At 61.3% G+C, this 17,943-nt stretch carries 20 protein-coding genes; 3 read left to right on the top strand and 17 right to left on the bottom strand.

All coding sequences use genetic code 11. The annotated features are described in order from the left end of the window. The first annotated feature begins 96 nt into the window (after positions 1-96). On the top strand, positions 97-828 hold the full coding sequence (locus AC3WOK_RS21815) for a response regulator (RefSeq protein WP_059312925.1): 732 nt from the start codon (positions 97-99) through the stop codon (positions 826-828). Here AC3WOK_RS21815 and AC3WOK_RS21810 read toward each other — a convergent pair. Genes AC3WOK_RS21810 through AC3WOK_RS21785 form a run of 6 tightly spaced genes read right to left on the bottom strand, consistent with a single transcriptional unit; the run spans position 825 to position 6,922 of the window. Then, positions 825-1,829 carry a carbohydrate kinase family protein gene (locus tag AC3WOK_RS21810; RefSeq protein ID WP_492355107.1) on the bottom strand — a complete coding sequence of 335 codons (1,005 nt, stop codon included), beginning with the start codon at positions 1,827-1,829 and terminating at the stop codon, positions 825-827. The genes AC3WOK_RS21815 and AC3WOK_RS21810 overlap by 4 nt on opposite strands. Continuing rightward, positions 1,829-2,689, bottom strand: a complete 861-nt coding sequence (locus AC3WOK_RS21805) for a ketose 1,6-bisphosphate aldolase (protein ID WP_492355106.1) — start codon at positions 2,687-2,689, stop codon at positions 1,829-1,831. Before AC3WOK_RS21805 ends, AC3WOK_RS21810 begins: the two co-directional genes overlap by 1 nt. Before the next feature lie 10 nt (positions 2,690-2,699). Continuing rightward, positions 2,700-3,386 (bottom strand): D-lyxose/D-mannose isomerase, encoded by a 687-nt coding sequence (locus AC3WOK_RS21800; protein WP_447854965.1) that lies wholly within the window; start codon positions 3,384-3,386, stop codon positions 2,700-2,702. Between the two features lie 49 nt (positions 3,387-3,435). Next, positions 3,436-4,377 carry an ABC transporter substrate-binding protein gene (locus AC3WOK_RS21795; protein WP_021242935.1) on the bottom strand — a complete coding sequence of 314 codons (942 nt, stop codon included), beginning with the start codon at positions 4,375-4,377 and terminating at the stop codon, positions 3,436-3,438. 32 nt (positions 4,378-4,409) lie between these two features. Further along, positions 4,410-5,405: an ABC transporter permease subunit gene (locus tag AC3WOK_RS21790; protein ID WP_063429883.1), complete on the bottom strand. Its 996-nt coding sequence runs from the start codon at positions 5,403-5,405 to the stop codon at positions 4,410-4,412. A 2-nt stretch (positions 5,406-5,407) separates the two neighbouring features. Beyond that, on the bottom strand, positions 5,408-6,922 hold the full coding sequence (locus tag AC3WOK_RS21785) for a sugar ABC transporter ATP-binding protein (RefSeq protein ID WP_447854966.1): 1,515 nt from the start codon (positions 6,920-6,922) through the stop codon (positions 5,408-5,410). 181 nt (positions 6,923-7,103) lie between these two features. Here AC3WOK_RS21785 and AC3WOK_RS21780 point away from each other — a divergent pair, with 181 nt between their 5' ends. Then, a complete protein-coding gene (locus AC3WOK_RS21780) occupies positions 7,104-9,383 on the top strand; it encodes an ATP-binding protein (RefSeq protein ID WP_492355105.1) in 2,280 nt (759 codons plus the stop codon). A gap of 69 nt (positions 9,384-9,452) precedes the next feature. Continuing rightward, the gene (gene yjdP / locus AC3WOK_RS21775) at positions 9,453-9,779 is read left to right on the top strand and encodes a DDRRRQL repeat protein YjdP (RefSeq protein ID WP_047345567.1); all 327 of its coding nucleotides are present in this window, start codon (positions 9,453-9,455) and stop codon (positions 9,777-9,779) included. Between the two features lie 82 nt (positions 9,780-9,861). Here the strand turns inward: yjdP and phnP are convergent, their stop codons facing one another. The 11 genes from phnP to phnF all read right to left on the bottom strand — a co-directional run bounded on the left by phnP (position 9,862) and on the right by phnF (position 17,938). After that, complete coding sequence (phnP, locus tag AC3WOK_RS21770; protein WP_492355104.1) at positions 9,862-10,620, bottom strand: phosphonate metabolism protein PhnP; 759 nt, start codon at positions 10,618-10,620, stop codon at positions 9,862-9,864. A 9-nt stretch (positions 10,621-10,629) separates the two neighbouring features. After that, complete coding sequence (gene phnO / locus AC3WOK_RS21765; RefSeq protein WP_059312917.1) at positions 10,630-11,064, bottom strand: aminoalkylphosphonate N-acetyltransferase; 435 nt, start codon at positions 11,062-11,064, stop codon at positions 10,630-10,632. Next, positions 11,057-11,608, bottom strand: a complete 552-nt coding sequence (gene phnN, locus AC3WOK_RS21760) for a ribose 1,5-bisphosphokinase (RefSeq protein WP_123138641.1) — start codon at positions 11,606-11,608, stop codon at positions 11,057-11,059. Before phnN ends, phnO begins: the two co-directional genes overlap by 8 nt. Further along, complete coding sequence (gene phnM, locus AC3WOK_RS21755) at positions 11,605-12,741, bottom strand: alpha-D-ribose 1-methylphosphonate 5-triphosphate diphosphatase (protein WP_492355103.1); 1,137 nt, start codon at positions 12,739-12,741, stop codon at positions 11,605-11,607. Before phnM ends, phnN begins: the two co-directional genes overlap by 4 nt. Beyond that, the gene (gene phnL / locus AC3WOK_RS21750; protein WP_492355102.1) at positions 12,738-13,418 is read right to left on the bottom strand and encodes a phosphonate C-P lyase system protein PhnL; all 681 of its coding nucleotides are present in this window, start codon (positions 13,416-13,418) and stop codon (positions 12,738-12,740) included. The genes phnM and phnL overlap by 4 nt, the downstream gene beginning before the upstream one ends. A 106-nt stretch (positions 13,419-13,524) precedes the next feature. Beyond that, positions 13,525-14,280 carry a phosphonate C-P lyase system protein PhnK gene (gene phnK, locus AC3WOK_RS21745; protein ID WP_492355101.1) on the bottom strand — a complete coding sequence of 252 codons (756 nt, stop codon included), beginning with the start codon at positions 14,278-14,280 and terminating at the stop codon, positions 13,525-13,527. After that, on the bottom strand, positions 14,277-15,122 hold the full coding sequence (gene phnJ / locus AC3WOK_RS21740) for an alpha-D-ribose 1-methylphosphonate 5-phosphate C-P-lyase PhnJ (RefSeq protein ID WP_492355100.1): 846 nt from the start codon (positions 15,120-15,122) through the stop codon (positions 14,277-14,279). Before phnJ ends, phnK begins: the two co-directional genes overlap by 4 nt. Next, a complete protein-coding gene (locus AC3WOK_RS21735) occupies positions 15,115-16,179 on the bottom strand; it encodes a carbon-phosphorus lyase complex subunit (RefSeq protein ID WP_447854970.1) in 1,065 nt (354 codons plus the stop codon). The genes phnJ and AC3WOK_RS21735 overlap by 8 nt, the downstream gene beginning before the upstream one ends. After that, a complete protein-coding gene (gene phnH, locus AC3WOK_RS21730) occupies positions 16,179-16,763 on the bottom strand; it encodes a phosphonate C-P lyase system protein PhnH (protein WP_059312910.1) in 585 nt (194 codons plus the stop codon). The genes AC3WOK_RS21735 and phnH overlap by 1 nt, the downstream gene beginning before the upstream one ends. Then, complete coding sequence (phnG, locus tag AC3WOK_RS21725; protein WP_492355099.1) at positions 16,760-17,212, bottom strand: phosphonate C-P lyase system protein PhnG; 453 nt, start codon at positions 17,210-17,212, stop codon at positions 16,760-16,762. Before phnG ends, phnH begins: the two co-directional genes overlap by 4 nt. Next, positions 17,213-17,938 carry a phosphonate metabolism transcriptional regulator PhnF gene (phnF, locus tag AC3WOK_RS21720; protein WP_047345556.1) on the bottom strand — a complete coding sequence of 242 codons (726 nt, stop codon included), beginning with the start codon at positions 17,936-17,938 and terminating at the stop codon, positions 17,213-17,215. It abuts the gene before it with no gap. Between the last annotated feature and the right edge of the window lie 5 nt (positions 17,939-17,943).

Here is a 17,943-nt window from a genome sequence, read left to right as displayed (position 1 = left end):
GACATGGGTTGAATTTCCGTCACTGAAAAACCTATTTGACTGGAGCCGACGGCAGAATGGTTCAGACTTAACATAATCCCCTGACGGAAGCATATGATGAAACCGGCGATTCTGGTGGTAGATGACGATACGGCAGTCTGCGAACTGCTTCAGGACGTGCTGAGCGAGCACGTCTTTAGCGTGCTTGTCTGCCATAACGGCCAGGATGCGCTGCGCCGGGTACAGCAGGAGCCAGATATCGCGCTTGTCCTGCTGGATATGATGCTGCCGGATATCAACGGCCTGCAGGTTCTGCTGCAGCTGCAAAAGCAGCGTCCGGCGCTACCGGTTGTGATGCTAACCGGGCTGGGCAGTGAGTCAGACGTGGTGGTAGGGCTGGAGATGGGTGCCGACGATTATATTGGCAAACCGTTCAACCCGCGCGTGGTGGTTGCCCGCGTGAAAGCGGTACTGCGCCGTACCGGCGTGCTGGCCGCAGAAACCTCCGCGGCGCCCGTCGCGGGCATTGTCTTTAATGGATGGACGCTCGACACTACCCGCTGCGAGCTGAGCGATCCGCAACGGAATACCGTGCCCTTAACCCAGGGCGAGTACGGCTTGCTGCTGGCGCTCACGCAAAATGCCCGCCGGGTGCTGAGCCGCGATCGGCTGCTTGAGCTGACCCATAGCGAAAGCGCCGAGGTGTTCGATCGCACTATCGACGTGTTGATCATGCGCCTGCGCCGGAAGATCGAGGCTAACCCGCACCAGCCAGCCCTCATCAAAACCATTCGTGGGCTGGGTTACGTGTTTGCCACCGATGTATCTCATAGCGAGAAAGCGGCCTAAGTATTCTCTTTGATAAACAGCTGCAGCTCGGCCAGCGTTTTCGCGCCGTCGATCGCATTGGCGGCCAGCAGGCTAGCCCGCGCGCAGGCGTGTGCCAGATAAATGCTCTCCGCAAGCGGCAGCGATTCATGGCAGCCATATAAAAAACCTGCACAGAAAGCATCACCCGCGCCGACGCTGCCGATAATCTCTTCCTGCTCCAGCATCCACGACGGGATCCAGCGACCTTCTTCACCGCGTGCTTCTCCCCATGCCCCTTCCGGACAGTGGATCACCACCCGCTGGCGAACGCCGGCAGCCAGCAGCTGCGCCGCGGCTTCTGCGATATGGGCGATGTGCGGAGCGTCGCTTTCGTCACGCATTGTCAGGCCGCTAAATTCGCCGGCTTCCAGCTCGTTAATCACCAGATAGTCGAGATGGCGCAGGGCAGGGAGCACCAGCGGCTGATAGCGCGGGTCGCCCTTGCGGGAAACCAGATCGAGCGAGGTTTCATACCCTTGCTCGCGCATCTGCGCCAGCAGCCGCGCGCTGCGGGTGCCAAATTCGTCATCGGGCATGTCCAGGCTGTCGAGAAGCAAAAGGTAGCCGAGATGGAAAATTTTCATCGACCCGTCGAGACGGTCAAAAGCAGGCAGATCCAGCAGGCGGTTGGCCCCCGGGGAGTGGAAGAAGGTACGTTGCCCGCTGGGGTCGGTCATGACCTGCGACATCGAGGTCGGCGCAAAGGTGGTGCGCTGCACGCGCTGGCGGTTGACGTGGTACTGGTCGAGCATCGCCAGGATGTAATCTCCGTCGCCGTCTTCGCCAATCAGCCCCACCGCCTGCAGCGGCAGGCCGACGTGCATCTTCGCCAGCGTCAGCAGGACGTTGAGCGGCGCGCCGCCGGTTGAGCGTTCGCTGTGGGTGATTTCCGCCAGCCAGCCTCGCTCCGGCCACTGCACGATCTGATGAACGTGATCCACCAGCATATTGCCTGCGGCGATGATGCCCTTACGATCCATTATGCCTGCCCCGCGCTGCCGAAGATGCGCATCTGTTCAGCGACCGTGTCGGTAATCGCCTCTTCTATCCCCAGCAGCAGCTCGGCAAACTCGTCATAGAGCGGCTGGCGGTTTGCCATGCGCTGCTCGACGGCGGCAAGCGCGGCCTGCGACATCCCGGTATAAAAATTGATTTTATGAATGCCCAGCTCAATTGCGCGGCGAAAATCGGCATCGCTAATGCCGGAGCCGCCGTGCAGCACCAGCGGCAGCCCCGTCTGCTGGCGAATGGCGTCCAGGCGCGGGAAATCGAGTTTCGGCTCGCCCCTGTATTTACCGTGCGCGTTGCCGATGGCAACCGCCAGCGCGTCAATACCGGTTGAATCGACAAATTCGCGCGCCCGCTGCGGGTCTGTAAAGCACGCTTCATCCGCATGCCCGTAAAGCGCACCGCCTTCATCGCCACCGACTGCGCCAAGCTCGGCTTCTACCGACACGCCAACGGCGTGGCACATCTTCACCACTTCCCGCGTCTGGCGAATGTTCTCCTCGTAACTCAGGGTTGAGCCATCGAACATCACGGAGCTGAACCCTAAGCGCAGGGCGCGTACCACGGCTTCAAAATGCAGCCCGTGGTCGAGGTTGAGCACCACGGGAATATCGTGGCGAGCGGCCTCGAACTTAACCGCTTCGACGAGCGAATCCAGCGACACGTACTTAAAGTGCACCTCGGCGATGTTGATGATAAAAGGCGAGCGTTCCTGCTTTGCAGCGGCGAACAGCGCGCGCAGGAAATGGGAGTCGAGCACGTTAAACGCGCCCAGCGCATAGCGATGCGTCCTGGCGTGCTCAAGACTGTCGGCAAGCGAAATCAGCGGCATTATTCACCCCTTATATCCGAAACAGGTTGTACTCGTTGCACAGCACCAGCAGCGCCGGCTCGTCTTCTTCGATGTTGTTATAGCGGGCGACGGGCTGCAAAAAGTGGTTGTCATGTTCATCATCATTGACCGACGACACTTCCCCGACCAGCACGTCGCCGAAGCCGCGTTCGCCCCAGAAGCTGTGGTATAGACCTGGGGGGAGGCAGATGCTTTCCCCGGGCAGCAGGCGCAGCTGGCTGCCGGGCGCGTGGGTTTGACGGCAGCCGTCGACGGTGACCGTCACGTCTGTGTTTTCCGTCTCTTCATGCGCACCGGCATTCCACAATTCAACAATCAGATTCCCGCCGCCCCGGTTGATGATGTCCTCCCGTTTACGCCAGTGAAAATGCATCGGCGTGACCTGGCCGTCCCGCACGTGCATGATTTTTTCGGCATAGCCTTTTTCATACGGCATGCCGTTCGGCGAGCCGTTGCGCAGGGTAAACAGCGTCAGCCCCTCGGCGGCAAAGCTGCTGCCGCCGAACGCCGTCACGTCCCAGCCGAGCTTGAGGTCAAACACCTCCTGCCATGCGGCCTGGTCAAGCTGCTGCCATTTCGTTGGCGGAAAGCTGGCAAAAGGCGGGAGATGCACGTCGTGCATGGAAAAAAACTGTCGCGTGTGGCCGAGAATTTCATTGATGTCGGAGCGTTTCATGGGGACTCCTTGAAAACAGTTCCCTCTCCCTGAGGGAGAGGGAAAAGGATCATTTAACCGTCCAACCCTTATACGTGCCGACGTTCTTTTTATCGATCATCGTCACCGGGATCAGCACAGGCGCTTTCGGTGCCGGTTTGCCCTGTAATATGTCATAGCCGATCTCCACCGCTTTTGCCGCCATCACCTGCGGATCTTGCGCCGGGGTCGCCACAAACAGGGAGTTTTCGCGCTTCAGGGCTTCCTCACCGTCCGGCGATCCATCCACGCCGACGATAAAGAACTCGTTGCGCTGCGCCTGTTTCGCCGCCAGATCGGCACCGATCGCGGTCGGATCGTTAATGGCGAATACGCCGTCGATCTTCGGATTCGCCGCCAGCAGGGAGGTCATCACTTCCAGGCCACCTTCACGGCTGCCCTTGGCGTTCTGGTTATCCGAGAGCACCTTGATATCCGGATGTTTTTTGAATTCAGTCTGGCAACCTTCCACGCGGTTCTGCACCGCAGAGACCGGCGGTCCGTTAATGATCACCACGTTGCCTTTGCCTTTCAGGCGGTCGGTAATGTACTTACAGGCCATTTCGCCTGCCTGGGTGTTATCGGAGGTGATGGTGGCATCAGCCCCTTCCGCCGCCACGTCAACCGCAACGACCACAATCCCGGCGTCCTTCGCGCGCTTCACCGCTGGGCCGATCCCTTTGGAATCCGCGGCGTTGAGGATGATCATATCTACTTTAGCGGCAATAAAGTTGTCGATCTGCGCCACCTGCTGGCCCAGATCGTACCCGCTGGAGACCAGCGTCACCTTGACGTTATCGCCAGCCAGCTTGCGCGCTTCCAGCTCGGCACCTTTGGTGATCTGCACGAAGAACGGGTTAGCCAGGTCGCCCACCGTCACGCCGATGGATTTCAGATCTTTCGCCTGCGCAAACGGCGTTGCGGCAAGCAGCGCGCCAGCACAGAGCGCGGTCACTAAGGGTTTCAAACGCATATTGGTTTCCTCGAAGCTGTAGGGTGTTGTTGTTATGCACTTTGATGGTGTCGGGTACGGTATTTGTCGATCAGCACCGCAATGATGATCACCGCCCCTTTGATCACCAGTTGCCAGAAGTAGGAGACGCCCATCAGCGTCATGCCGTTGTTGAGGGTAGCGATGATCAGGGCGCCGACCAGCGTGCCGGTGATCGTGCCGATCCCGCCAACGAAGCTGGTCCCGCCGAGGATCACCGCCGCAATCGCGTCAAGCTCATAGCCCATGCCGAGGTTACCGTTGGCGCTGTAGAGGCGTGAGGCACTCATAACGCCGCCGAGGCCCGAGAGCAGGCCGCTCATGCCGTAGACAAACAGCAGCACCAGCCAGACCTTGATGCCGGTCAGGCGCGCCGCCTGCATGTTGCCGCCCACCGCGTAAATGTGAACGCCAAGCGTGGTGCGGCGCAGGATGAACCAGCAGATAGCAATGACTGCCAGGGCGATCACCACCAGCCACGGAATCGGGCCGAGGTAGTTATTGCCGATCCACTCAAAGTTGATGTTGGAGTTAATGACCGTCGTGCCGTCGGCCAGCAGATACGCCGCGCCGCGCAGCGCCGTATAGGTGCCGAGCGTCACGATAAAGGGCGGCAGCCCGGCAAAGGCCACCAGCGCGCCGTTGAACAGGCCCAGCACCATGCCGAGCATCAGCGCGGCGGGAATGGAGAGCATGGCGAATTCCGGGATCAGCGATACCACCATTGCGGCTACCGCCGTGGTGCCCAGAATCGAGCCCACGGAGAGGTCAATCCCGCCGGTTAAGATAATGAAGGTCATTCCCGCCGCCAGCACGATGTTGATCGACGCCTGGCGGGTAATGTTGAGCAGGTTGCTCTCGGTGAAGAAGTTGGGCGCGATAAAGCCAAATACCGCCACAATCAGGATCAGAATCGGCAGGATACCGACCGTTTGCATCAGATCGCTCATCAGCATTTTTTTTGCGGAGGCGGATTTCGCCACCTGCTGCGGACTGGTTGAATGTGTCATGGTTACACCGCCTGATGATGAGTGTCGTTCACGCCGGTTGCCAGCGTCATGATGTTTTCCTGAGAGATGTCGCGCCCGTGCAGTTCACCCGCAATGCTGCCTTCCCGCATCACGTAGACCCGGTCGCTCATCCCCACCACTTCCGGCAGCTCGCTGGAGATCATCAAAATCGCCACCCCTTTGCGCGCCATCTGGTTCATGATGCGGTAGATCTCGCTTTTCGCGCCGACGTCCACGCCGCGCGTCGGTTCGTCCAGAATCAGAATGCGCGGGCCGATGGCCACCCAGCGGGAGATAAGCAGTTTTTGCTGATTGCCGCCTGACAGCCCGCCCGCGCGCACCTGAGAATGCGGCACGCGGATGTTGAGCAGGGCAATGGCGTCATCGGAAATGGACTGGGCTTTTTTGCGGTTTAGCATGCCGAAGGTGGCGTCGCGCTCCAGCGTCGCCATGGTGATGTTTTCCTGGGCCGCCAGCTCCAGAAACAGCCCCTGCTCCTTGCGGTTTTCGGTGAGAAAACCGATGCCGTTATCAATGGCCGCGCGCGGGGAGTGGATCACCACCGGCTCGCCGTCGACCTCAATCATGCCGCCCGTGGCTTTGCGCACGCCGAAGATGAGCTGCGCCAGTTCGGAGCGCCCGGCCCCGACCAGGCCCGCCAGCCCGACGATTTCGCCGGAACGCACCTGCAGGCTGCAGGGAAGCACTTTTTTGCCGTCAGTGAGGTGGTGCACGTTGAGGCGCGGGCTGCCGAGGGGGATATCACGCTCTTTGTTAAACAGATCGCTTAACGGACGACCAACCATCATGCGCACCAGCTCGGAGGCGTTCAGCTTGTCGCGCGTCAGGCTGCCGACGTACTGCCCGTCGCGCAGGACGCTGACGCGGTCAGAGAGTTCATACACTTCTGCCATGCGGTGGCTGATGTAGATAATCGCCATCCCTTCGTCGCGCAGGCGCAAAATCAGTTCGAACAGGCGGTGCGTTTCCCGTGAGGAGAGGGCGGCGGTGGGTTCATCCATCACCAGAATGCGGCTGTTGCGGTGCAGCGCGCGGGCAATTTCAACTTGCTGCTGCTCGGCGATGGTTAGCTTCATGACCAGATCGGTGGCGCTGAACTGGGCACCGAGACGGTCAATCACCGCCTGCGCCTGCGCGGCCATCTCTTTACGCTGGACCATCCCGCCGCGCGACAGCTCGCTGCCGAGAAAGATATTTTCGGCAACGGTAAGGTTGGGAGCCAGCTGCATCTCCTGATAAATCAGGGTAATGCCTGCGGCCAGCGCATCTTTCGGCCCTTTAATATGAAACGGCTGACCGTCGATCAGGATCTCGCCGCTGGTGGCGGTATAGGCCCCCGCGAGGATTTTCATCAGCGTGCTTTTTCCCGCGCCGTTTTCACCCATCAGCGCGTGGATCTCACCGGGAAAGACCGTCAAATCCACACCCTTGAGCGCGTGGAAACTGCCAAACGTTTTGGCAATGCTGCGCATCTCTAATACGGGGGTTCTGCTCATGGCGGATCTCCTGCGAATGTTGATATCTGCACTTCATCACAGGTACGTAAATGCAAAATGTCAGAAGCTGTTCATATTTGTCATAGTTATGAATAGCTAATCGCCGTCACATTTCTCTTTTCCCTCTCCCTGTGGGAGAGGGCCAGGGTGAGGGCACCAAACCGCAGAGGAGCCCGAACCCATGCCATCACGCCCTCCGTTCTTCGCCAGCGCACGAGGCCGCCTGCTGATTTTCAATCTGCTGGTGGTTGCCGTTACGCTGATGGTGAGCGGCGTGGCGGTGCTCGGCTTTCGTCATGCCAGCCAAATCCAGGAGCAGGTGCAGCAGCAAACGCTGGATGACATGACCGGCAGCATGAACCTGGCCCGCGATACCGCCAGCGTGGCGACGGCGGCGGTGCGGCTCTCGCAGGTCGTCGGGGCGCTGGAGTACAAAGGCGAAGCCGAGAGGCTGAAGCAGACGCAAATGGCGCTGCGCCACTCGCTGGAGCAGCTTGCCGATGCGCCGCTGGCGCAGCAGGAGCCGGCGCTGGTGGCGCGGATTATTCAGCGTAGCCATGAGCTGCAGCAGAGCGTGACGGAGATGCTTGAGCGCGGGCAGCGACGCCATCTGGAGCGTAACGCGCTGCTCAGTTCGCTATATCAAAGCCAGAGCTTCCTGCGGCATCTGCAGGACATTAATCGCCGCTATGGCAGCAATGTTCCGGACGCGCAGCAACTGATGGAAATGGACCGGCTGATCGCTGCCGCCATCGACACCCCTTCGCCGCGCGCGACCGTTCAGCAGCTGGACGCGGTGACCGCAGCGCTGCCCCGGAGTGCCGTACAGCCGATCGTGAAGGGGGTTCTGCCTGATTTTAATGCCGAGTTAGGCAAGCTCGCCCCGCTGTCGAAGCAGCTGGAAGAGAGCGATCTGGCGATAAGCTGGTATATGTTCCACATCAAGGCGCTGGTGGCGATCCTCAACGGCGATATCAATCAGTACGTTGAGCAGGTGGCGCAGGCCTCCAGGCTTCGCACGGCCCAGAGCCATCACGAACTGCAATCCATCAGCGTGTTTATCACCATCTTCGCCGCGCTGGCGCTGATCATCACCGGGTGCGCCTGCTGGTATATCTACCGCAATCTGGCCTCCAACCTGACGGCGATTTCCAGGGCGATGTCGCGCCTTGCTCACGGTGAACAGGATGTCTCCGTCCCCGCCCTGCAGCGGCGCGATGAGCTGGGCGAGCTGGCGCGCGCGTTTAACGTGTTTGCCCGCAACACCGCCTCGCTTGAGCACACCACGCGCCTGCTGAAAGAGAAAACCACGCAGATGGAGATCGACCGCATTGAGCGTCAGGGGCTGGAAGAGGCGCTCCTGCACAGCCAGAAAATGAAGGCCGTCGGACAGCTGACGGGCGGGCTGGCGCATGATTTTAATAACCTGCTGGCGGTGATCATCGGCAGCCTTGAGCTTACCGATCCTGAATCAAAAGACGCGCCGCGCATCACTCGGGCGCTGAAGGCCGCCGAGCGTGGCGCCTTACTGACGCAGCGCCTGCTGGCGTTTTCCCGTAAGCAATCCCTGACGCCGCATGCGGTAGACATGCTGCCGCTGCTGGAGAACCTCCGGGAGCTGATGCGCCACTCTTTGCCTGCCACCCTGACCCTGGAGATTGAAGCGCAATCCCCGGCGTGGCCCGCCTGGATAGACGTCAGCCAGCTGGAAAACGCCATCATTAACCTGGTGATGAACGCCCGCGATGCGATGGAAGGACAAAGCGGGGTGATAAAAATCCGCACCTGGAACCAGCGCGTTACCCGCAGCGACGGACGCAGGCAGGACATGGTGGCGCTGGAAGTCATTGACCGCGGGAGCGGGATGTCGCAGGAGGTGAAATCCCGCGTCTTTGAACCGTTCTTCACCACCAAACAGACCGGAAGCGGAAGTGGGCTGGGCCTGTCGATGGTCTACGGTTTTGTGCGTCAGTCTGGCGGCCGCGTGGAGATCGAAAGCGCACCGGGGCAGGGGACGACCGTGCGGCTTCACCTCCCGCGCTCGACGCTGCCCGCCGCTGCAGTTGATGAAACGCAGTCTGCCGCCGCCTCAGTCGATAGCGAGCGGCTGGTGCTGGTGCTGGAAGATGAAGCCGATGTTCGGCAGACCCTGTGCGAGCAGCTGCACCAGCTTGGCTACCTGACGCTGGAAGCAGACAACGGCGAGCAGGCGCTGAGCATGCTGGCGGCGTCGCCGGATATTGGCATGTTTATCAGCGACCTGATGTTGCCCGGAAGCCTGAGCGGGGCCGAGGTGATTAACCATGTGCGCAGCCATTATCCGCAGCTGCCAGTGCTGCTGATAAGCGGCCAGGATTTACGCCCCACGCACAACCCGCAGCTGCCGGACGTTCAGTTACTGCGTAAGCCGTTTACGCGGGTGCAGCTGGCGCAGGCGCTGCGGAAGGTAATGGTAATTTGAGATTCCTCCGCTACCCCGGTTCCCCGCCGTTCATTATCGTAAGGCCAGTTCACCTGCGAGTCTGGCCTTATGAAACGTTACTCAACTGCTCTGTTATTTGGTCTGCTGTCACTCACCAGCCAGCTGGCTCATGCCGATATTGTTGATGATGCTATTGGCAACATTCAGCAGGCGATCAACGATGCCTATAACCCCAGCAGCAGCCGCAGCAGCGATGACGATGACGATCGTTATGACCGCAGCCGTCAAATCGACAGCCGACAGTACGACGATCGTCGTCGGCAGCTCGAAGACAGACGCCGCCGTCTGGACGAGCGTCAGCGTCAGCTGGACGATGACAGACGTCGCCTGGAAGAGGATGAGCGGCGGTTAGAAGACGATTACGATCGAGGCTAAAGCCTGGTGGCGCTTCGCTTACGCAGGCCTACCAAACCCTGGACCGTAGGCCGGGTAAGGCGCAGCCGCCACCCGGCAAAACTCAGTCGAGTACCAGCACCATCCCGTCATACCCCGCCTCAATCCCCTCCGGCAGCGGATTATCCATCATCCACGCGTCAAACTGATGGCTGATGTGCGTCAGGATCACCTGCGGGCAGCCAATCACCTCGTTTAGCGCCATCACGGTATTTAAGTCGCAATGGTTTCGCGGCGTCTCGTCGCGCGGTTCATGACTGCAGTCGATGATGATGGTCTGCGGCTGGTTGTTGAGCAGAAACTTCACCGTCTTTTCCGGCAGCCCGGCGGTGTCGGAAAGCCAGGCCACGCGGCTGTGGGCCGATTCCAGCAAATACCCGAAGGTCAGTTTCGAATGGTTGAGCGGCAGCGGCGTGACCCGCAGCCCCTGAAGTTCAAACATCACAAACGGTTCGACCGTGTGGCTGAAGTCGAGGATCCCCGGATGTTTAAACAGGTCGTCACAGCCCGCGTCATCCGGCGGGCCGTAAACCGGAATTGTCGCGCCAACGCCCCAGCGCAGGGGGAACAGCCCCTGAACGTGATCCATATGGTAATGCGTGAGCAAAAACTGCTGAAAGCTGCCGGCGGGCCAGTCGTCCATCAGGTGCGGGATGCCGGCATCCAGCAGGGTGACGGCATCGTTGAATTTAACCACCGCGCTGCACGGGCGACGGCGATAGTTATCCTGCAGGCGCGCCCGGCGACACGCTGCGCAGTCGCAGCCAAAGACCGGCACCAGCTGGGCGCCTCCGGTTCCTGTCAGCATGATGGTCAGACTCATAAGGCACCTCTACAGCGGTTTGGTGAATCGGAAATGGCTCTGCGTATACCCTTCACGAACGTAAAAACGGTGCGCGTCGGTGCGCTTCACGCTGGTGGAAAGTTCGGTCATCTCCGCGTCGGACTCTCGTGCCACCCCTTCCGCCCAGGCCAGCAGCTGGCTTCCCACCTTTAACCCGCGCGCCTGCGGCATCACCACCAGCTCCTGGATCTCGCCGATCCAGCGCGCGTGATGGAGGTGAAACTGCAGGTGCAGGCCGATCATGCCGATGGCCTGCCCGTTCATCTCTGCAAGCTGGTAGCGCATGTTGCGATCCTGCAGGTTGGCAAGATACCCCGCGTGAAACGCCTGGCGATCGAACTCGGCCTGCTTTAACTCGCAGATTAACGCGTAAACGATTTGCGCATCGTCCGCGGTGGCGGGGCGAAGCGTGCAGTCAGGCATGCTGGTTCTCCTTCTGACGGATAAGCGATAAAAAGGTATCGACTGACTGTAGCAAACTTCCGTCGTTATTGAGGATGTGACAGTCTGACGGGGTATAACGCGCCGCACGCGCAAGCCGCTGGTCTATTTCACGGGCTGACTCACGCCCCCGGCTCAGCAGGCGGCTGCGCAGGACGTCCGGCGAAACCTGCAGGCAGACCGGCAGCAGGGCCGCCCCGTAGCGGGCGCGCGCCTGAGGAAGATGCGCGCGCGAGCCGTTGACCAGCACGTCGAACCCTGCATGCAGCCACAGATCGATCTCAATGCCGATCCCGTAGTAGTAGCCGTTGGCGTGCCAGCTCAGCGCCAGCAGGTTTTGCCCGGCGCGGGTGAAAAACTCCTGCTCGTTCAGGGCGATATGGTTTTCACTTCCGGCGTTGGCCGCGCGGGTAATATAGCGGTGCGCCACCAGAAGCTGCGGGTGTTCCCGCTGTCGTAAGGCGGACAGCAGGCTGTCCTTACCGGAGCCGGACGGCCCCATTAACCAGATGAGTCTTCCCATCAGAACACCCTTTTTCCCTGACGCCAGACGTGGTCGATATGAACGTGTTCGCCCTTGCGGTGGGCGAGCACCAGATCCGCGCGTTTACCTTCGGCTATCTCGCCGCGATCCTGCAGATTAAGCGCCGAGGCCGGGTTTTTCGTCACCAGGCGAATCGCCTGCGGCAAGGTGAAGCGGTTGCCCTCGTCGTCCGCCACCCGGAATGCAGCGTCCAGCAGGCTGGCAGGGTAGTAGTCGGAGGAGAGGATATCCAGCAGGCCAAGCGAGGCGAGCGTGCTTGCCGCCACGTTGCCGGAGTGCGAGCCGCCGCGCACGATATTTGGCGCGCCCATTAGAACGTTCATGCCGTGTTTACGGGAGGCTTCAGCCGCTTCAAAGGTGGTGGGAAATTCGGCGATCGCGCTGCCAAGCTGGTGGGATTCAAGCACATGAGCGTGCGTGGCGTCGTCATGGCTGGCCAGCGCGATGTTGCGGTCCCGGCACATCGCTGCAATCGCGAGACGGTTCGGCTGCGACCACCGCGCCGCAAGCTGAAGCTGCTCCTCTTCGTAGCGCGCCATCTCCGCATCGCTGAGAGAATATTTGCCCTGATAGTATTCGCGATACTTCTCAATATTGGCGAACTGGCGCTGGCCCGGCGAGTGGTCCATCAGGGAGACCAGCGAGACCGGCTCACGGCCGACCAGTTTTTCAAACAGCGGGAGGGTCGTGTGGTGCGGCAGTTCGCAGCGCAGATGCAGGCGGTGCTCGGCGCGGTTGAGGCCGCGCTTTTGCGTCTCTTCCACGGCGTTGATCATCTTCTCCAGGTTTTCCAGCCGATCGCCGCCGTCGCGCACGTCGCCAATCGCCACCGCGTCCAGCACGGTGGTAATGCCGCTGGCGACCATCAGCGCGTCGTGGCTGCTCATGGCTGAATGCGCGGGCCAGTCCACCTTCGGGCGCGGCGTGAAGAATTTGTCGAGATTATCGGTATGCAGTTCAATCAGCCCCGGCAGCAGCCAGCCGCCTTCACCGTCCATCGCTTCAGGGGTACGGCTCTGGGTTTCTGCGAATGCGCGGATGACGCCGTCCTGGATTTCAACCGAACCGTCGACGACTTCGTTTTCCAGCACCAGCTTGACGTTATTGATAATCATGCGTTTGTCCCCATCGGGTGCAGTCTGTCCGCGACGCGGGTGCGAACGCTTTCGTCGTGGAAGATCCCGACGATCGCCGCGCCGCGCGCTTTGGCCTGCTCGATCAGCTCTACCACGGCCGCGCTGTTTTTATCGTCGAGCGAGGCGGTGGGCTCATCCAGAAGCAATATCGGGTAGTCGACGATAAAGCCGCGGGCGATGTTGACGCGCTGCTGTTCGCCGCCGGAAAAGGTCGACGGGGCAAGGTGCCACAGGCGCTCCGGCACGTTGAGGCGCGTCAGAAGGCTGGCGGCTTTGGCGGCGCAGGCTTCACGCGGCACGCCGAGATCCAGCAGCGGCTGCATCACCACGTCGAGCGCGGAGATCCGCGGGATCACCCGCAGAAACTGGCTCACCCAGCCGATCGTCGAGCGGCGCACGTCCAGCACCTTACGCGCCGGAGCCTGTACCAGATCGACCCACTCATCATTGTGGCGAATATGGATATGGCCTTCGTCGGGCAGGTAGTTGGCGTACAGGGAGCGCAGCAGGGTGGATTTTCCGCTGCCGGAGTGGCCGTGCAGCACTACGCATTCGCCCTTGCTGACCTCCAGAGAGGCATTTTGCAGCACCGGCAGGCGCACGCCGTTTTGCTGGTGGAGTACGAAGGTTTTACTGACGTTTTGTACGTGGATCATGTTGGCCTCGCGATTCGTTTTGCCGGGTGGCGGCTTCGCCTTACCCGGCCTACAGGTGCGGTGTTCGTAGGCCGGGTAAGCGCAGCGCCACCCGGCGACAGCGCCCTCAATTCTGCAACACGGACGACACCAGCAGCTGGGTGTACGGATGGTGAGGATCGTCGAGCACGCGGTCGGTTAGCCCACTTTCCACCACCTGGCCCTGCTTCATCACCAGCAGACGGTCCGCCAGCAGGCGCGCAACGCCTAAATCATGGGTGACAATCACAACCGCCAGGTTCAGTTCCACCACCAGGCCGCGCAGCAGGTCGAGCAGGCGCGCCTGCACGGAGACGTCCAGCCCGCCGGTGGGTTCATCCATAAACACCAGCTTCGGGTGGGTGACCAGGTTGCGGGCGATCTGCAGGCGCTGCTGCATGCCGCCGGAAAAGGTGGTGGGCAGGTCGTCGATGCGCGACGCGGGGATTTCAACTTCCTCCAGCCAGCGCTGCGCCGTGGCGCGGATGTTGCCGTAGTGGCGCGCGCCGGTGGCCATCAGCCGTTCGCCGATGTTGCCCCCCGCCGACACCTGACGGCGCAGGCCGTCCATCGGGTGCTGATAGACCACGCCCCACTTGGTGCGCAGCAGGCGGCGGCGTTCGGCCTCGCTCATGCCATAGAGGGAGGCGCCCTCATACAAAATCTCACCGTTATGCGGTGCCAGGCGCGCGGAGATGGACTTCAGCAGCGTGGTTTTGCCGGAGCCGGACTCGCCGACAATGCCCAGCACTTCCCCCGGCCAGAGTTCGAACGACACGTCGCTGAAGCCTTTGCCCGGCGCATAGAGGTGGGTCAGGTTGTTAACCGAAAGCAGCGGTTTCATTGGCTGTTCGCCTCGCTCTGTTGGCGGCAATAATCGGTGTCGGAGCAGACAAACATCCGTTTGCCCGTGTCGTCCAGCACCACTTCATCCAGATAGCTGTGTTTGGATCCGCAGATGGCGCACGGCTCGTCCCACTCCTGCACCGTAAACGGGTGATCGTCGAAATCCAGGCTTTCGACACGCGTGTAGGGCGGGACGGCGTAAATGCGTTTTTCACGCCCGGCGCCGAACAGCTGCAGGGCAGGCATCATGTCCATCTTCGGGTTGTCGAACTTCGGGATTGGCGACGGGTCCATGACGTAGCGCCCGTTGACCTTCACCGGGTAGGCGTAGGTGGTGGCGATATGGCCGAAGCGGGCGATATCCTCATACAGCTTCACCTGCATCACGCCGTACTCTTCCAGCGCGTGCATGGTGCGGGTTTCCGTTTCGCGCGGCTCGATAAAGCGCAGCGGCTCCGGGATGGGCACTTGGAAAATCAAAATCTGATCTTCGCTGAGCGGGGTTTCCGGAATGCGGTGGCGGGTCTGGATCAGCGTCGCGTCTTCGGTTTTTTCAGTGGTGTTTACGCCGGTTACGCGCTGGAAGAAGCTGCGGATCGACACGGCGTTGGTGGTGTCGTCGGCGCCCTGGTCGATGACCTTCAGCACGTCAGACTCGCCGATCACGCTGGCGGTGAGCTGGATACCGCCCGTGCCCCAGCCGTAGGGCATCGGCATTTCGCGGCCGCCGAACGGAACCTGATAGCCCGGAATGGCGACCGCTTTGAGTATGGCGCGGCGGATCATGCGTTTGGTTTGCTCGTCCAGATAGGCAAAGTTGTAGCCGCTTAAGTTAGCCATGTTTGCGCTCCCGTTGCAGGCGTTTCAGCAGTTCCAGTTCTGCCTGGAAATCGACGTAGTGCGGCAGCTTGAGGTGCGAGACGAAGCCTGCGGCCTCAACGTTATCTGCATGGGCCAGCACAAACTCTTCGTCCTGCGCCGGGCCTGCAATGTGCTCGCCGTAGTCCGGCGCCTGCAGGGCGCGGTCGACCAGCGCCATTGCCATGGCTTTACGCTCGCCGAGGCCAAACACCAGCCCGTAGCCGCGGGTAAAGTGCGGGTCTTCATTTTCGGGCGCGACAAAACCGTTCACCATTTCACACTCGGTCATCAGCAGTTCGCCGACGTTCACCGCAAAACCCAGCTCTTCCGGCACGATTTCAACGTCGATATAGCCGCTTCGAATCTCGGCCGCAAACGGGTGGTTGCGCCCGTAGCCGCGCTGGGTGGAGTAGGCCAGCGCAAGCAGATAGCCTTCGTCGCCGCGCATCAGCTGCTGCAGGCGCGACGAGCGAGAGCACGGGTAAACCGGCGGCGTGCGGGTGACGTCATCCGGCTGCGCGCCGGAGTCCTCTTCCGCCTTCGCCAGACCCTGTTTCGCCAGCAGGCTGAAGACATGGGGAGACGGTTCTTGTTCGGCGTCAGAGGTGCTGAGCGGCGGTCTTTCGCCGTTCGCCAGCAGAGTGAAATCCAGCAGGCGATGGGTATAGTCATAGGTAGGACCCAGCCGCTGGCCGCCGGGAATATCTTTGTACACCGCTGAAATACGGCGTTCTAAGCGCATCTCTGCCGTATTGACCGGCTCGCTCACCGCCAGTTTGGCAAGCGTGGTGCGGTAGGCGCGCAGCAGGAAGATGGCTTCGACGTTATCGCCGCTGGCCTGCTTCAGGGCCAGCGCCGCCAGCTCGCGGTCGGCGATACCGCCTTCGGTCATTACCCGATCGACGGCGAGGTTTAGCTGCTGCTCAATCTGGGCGACGCTCAGCTCGGGAAGCCGTTCATCGCCCCGTCGTCTGTGCTCCTGCAGCGCATGGGCGGCGACGATCGCTTTTTCGCCCCCTTTGACGGCAACGTACATCAGCACACCTCCACGTGGGTGGTCCGCGGGATCGCCAGCAGACGCTCGCCGCAGGTCAGGATCAGGTCAATGCCCAGCGGGAACGGGTGCGGACGCTCGGTCAGCTCGTGAATGATGCACTCCGGCAGCTGCGGCGCGACCATGCGTTCTTCGGCGATGCCTGCGCCGGTCAGACGCAGCATGCGGCCGCCGCTCAGGCTTGAAACCTGCAAAATCAGAGTGGCGCTGGTCTCCGGGGCGACGGCGCTGCCTTCACTCAGGGCGTTAAGCTGCTCATGGCTGATTTGCTCATCGGCCACGGCAAAGATTGCCTGCTGGGGCTGATCGACCAGCGGGGCGCTGGTGTGAAAACGCAGGTTCTGGCTGGCGATATCGTTGGATAATGCGCCTGAAAGCCAAACAGGCGTGTCGTTGTCGGCCAGGGTCAGCAGTACGCTGGTGGTCGCCAGATTGAGCGGCAGCCAGCCCTGAGAGAGCTGGTGCAGCGAGACGATCGCACCCGGCTCGCTCATCGCCTTCAGCAGGCGACGAAAACTTTGTTGGGCATCCTGGACAGCCAGGGTAAAAGCAGGTTGAAGCGTCATGCGTTGTCTCCGCGAACGAGCGTAAAGAAGTCGACCCGGCTGGGATTCACTTCGGCCTGACGTGCGGCAATGCGCGCGGCGCGGTCGGCTTCCAGCGGGGCAATAAGGGTTTCCATCAGGGTCTGGAAATGCGGTTGTTCCTGTAAAAGCGCGTCGATCACCGCGCAGCGCTCGGCGTGCGCTTTATCGCGCCCCAGCACGTAGCTGTAACCCAGCGTGCCGCTGTTCAGGCGGATCGCTGCGCGGGTGAGGGTGGCATCGCCGGCGAAGAAGCGCGCGCCGGTGCCGCCCATGCGGGCCTGGATCTGAACGAGGCCGATCTCCGGGGCGCGGAGGGTGTCGTATTCGGGCGCCAGGCTAAGGGCGCTCATGCGGCCAGAGAGCGCAGCAGGCTGGCTGTGGGCCAGCACGCGCATCCAGCGCTGTCGGGTGGCGGTGTCGAAATGCATTCAGTGCTCCATGGTGAATTCGATCATGTCGGCGCGGGTCAGGCTGACGGAGTATTCCGTTGCGTTGACGTCGCCGTCACGGTGGTTGAGGGTGCGTACGCAGAGCAGCGGGGCCATATTGGGGATTTCGAGAACCTTGCTCTCTTTCGCCTGCGCGCGACGGGCGCTGATGCGCGTCTGGGTACGCTTGAGCGCAATGCCTGTCGCGCCCTGAAGAAAATCATGCAGCGATCCGCTGGAGAAATGCTGGAGCACGGGCCAGAGGGCGAGGTCCGCGAAGTAGTGGTCTATCTGACAAACCGCGACGCCGTTGACCCGGCGCAACGTGCGCAGGTGAATGACGTTATCGCCCTCCTGAATGCCCAGCGCGTCCGCCACGTGGCTGGAGGCCGGGCGCAATACCGAGAGCAGCTTTTCACTGGTCGGGTGGCTGCCCTGGTCCAGCAGATTCTGGCTAAAGCGCGCCTGGGCGTTTAGCGGGTAGTCAAACGGGCGCATCAGCACCAGCACGCCCACGCCCTGGCGGCGCTGCACCCAGCCGCGCTCGACCAGTTGGTCAATGGCGCGGCGCAGGGTGTGGCGGTTCACTTCGTAGCGGTCGGCAAGCTGTTGTTCAGCGGGCAGGTAGTCTCCGCAGCGGTAGTGCGTGCGCAGCTCCACTTCGAGCTTTGCCGCAATCTCTTGCCAGCGGGTGGGGTAACTGGTCGGATGTCTGGATAAGTGCATAGAAA

Source organism: Enterobacter sp. FW301-JW81 (assembly GCF_058788735.1).
Note: the sequence above shows the minus strand (reverse complement) of the source record. Positions and strands in the feature narration are given on the sequence as shown.

Bases quoted from the DNA above. Each gene is read 5' to 3' on its own strand.
- phnO (WP_059312917.1), bottom strand. From the start codon at position 11,064: ATGCCTGACTGCACGCTTCGCCCCGCCACCGCGGACGATGCGCAAATC.
- AC3WOK_RS21735 (WP_447854970.1), bottom strand. From the start codon at position 16,179: ATGTACGTTGCCGTCAAAGGGGGCGAAAAAGCGATCGTCGCCGCCCAT.
- yjdP (WP_047345567.1), top strand. From the start codon at position 9,453: ATGAAACGTTACTCAACTGCTCTGTTATTTGGTCTGCTGTCACTCACC.
- phnG (WP_492355099.1), bottom strand. From the start codon at position 17,212: ATGCATTTCGACACCGCCACCCGACAGCGCTGGATGCGCGTGCTGGCC.
- AC3WOK_RS21780 (WP_492355105.1), top strand. From the start codon at position 7,104: ATGCCATCACGCCCTCCGTTCTTCGCCAGCGCACGAGGCCGCCTGCTG.
- AC3WOK_RS21790 (WP_063429883.1), bottom strand. From the start codon at position 5,405: ATGACACATTCAACCAGTCCGCAGCAGGTGGCGAAATCCGCCTCCGCA.
- AC3WOK_RS21795 (WP_021242935.1), bottom strand. From the start codon at position 4,377: ATGCGTTTGAAACCCTTAGTGACCGCGCTCTGTGCTGGCGCGCTGCTT.
- phnK (WP_492355101.1), bottom strand. From the start codon at position 14,280: ATGAAACCGCTGCTTTCGGTTAACAACCTGACCCACCTCTATGCGCCG.
- phnL (WP_492355102.1), bottom strand. From the start codon at position 13,418: ATGATCCACGTACAAAACGTCAGTAAAACCTTCGTACTCCACCAGCAA.
- phnP (WP_492355104.1), bottom strand. From the start codon at position 10,620: ATGAGTCTGACCATCATGCTGACAGGAACCGGAGGCGCCCAGCTGGTG.
- AC3WOK_RS21815 (WP_059312925.1), top strand. From the start codon at position 97: ATGAAACCGGCGATTCTGGTGGTAGATGACGATACGGCAGTCTGCGAA.
- AC3WOK_RS21800 (WP_447854965.1), bottom strand. From the start codon at position 3,386: ATGAAACGCTCCGACATCAATGAAATTCTCGGCCACACGCGACAGTTT.
- AC3WOK_RS21805 (WP_492355106.1), bottom strand. From the start codon at position 2,689: ATGCCGCTGATTTCGCTTGCCGACAGTCTTGAGCACGCCAGGACGCAT.
- AC3WOK_RS21810 (WP_492355107.1), bottom strand. From the start codon at position 1,829: ATGGATCGTAAGGGCATCATCGCCGCAGGCAATATGCTGGTGGATCAC.
- phnF (WP_047345556.1), bottom strand. From the start codon at position 17,938: ATGCACTTATCCAGACATCCGACCAGTTACCCCACCCGCTGGCAAGAG.
- phnJ (WP_492355100.1), bottom strand. From the start codon at position 15,122: ATGGCTAACTTAAGCGGCTACAACTTTGCCTATCTGGACGAGCAAACC.
- AC3WOK_RS21785 (WP_447854966.1), bottom strand. From the start codon at position 6,922: ATGAGCAGAACCCCCGTATTAGAGATGCGCAGCATTGCCAAAACGTTT.
- phnH (WP_059312910.1), bottom strand. From the start codon at position 16,763: ATGACGCTTCAACCTGCTTTTACCCTGGCTGTCCAGGATGCCCAACAA.
- phnM (WP_492355103.1), bottom strand. From the start codon at position 12,741: ATGATTATCAATAACGTCAAGCTGGTGCTGGAAAACGAAGTCGTCGAC.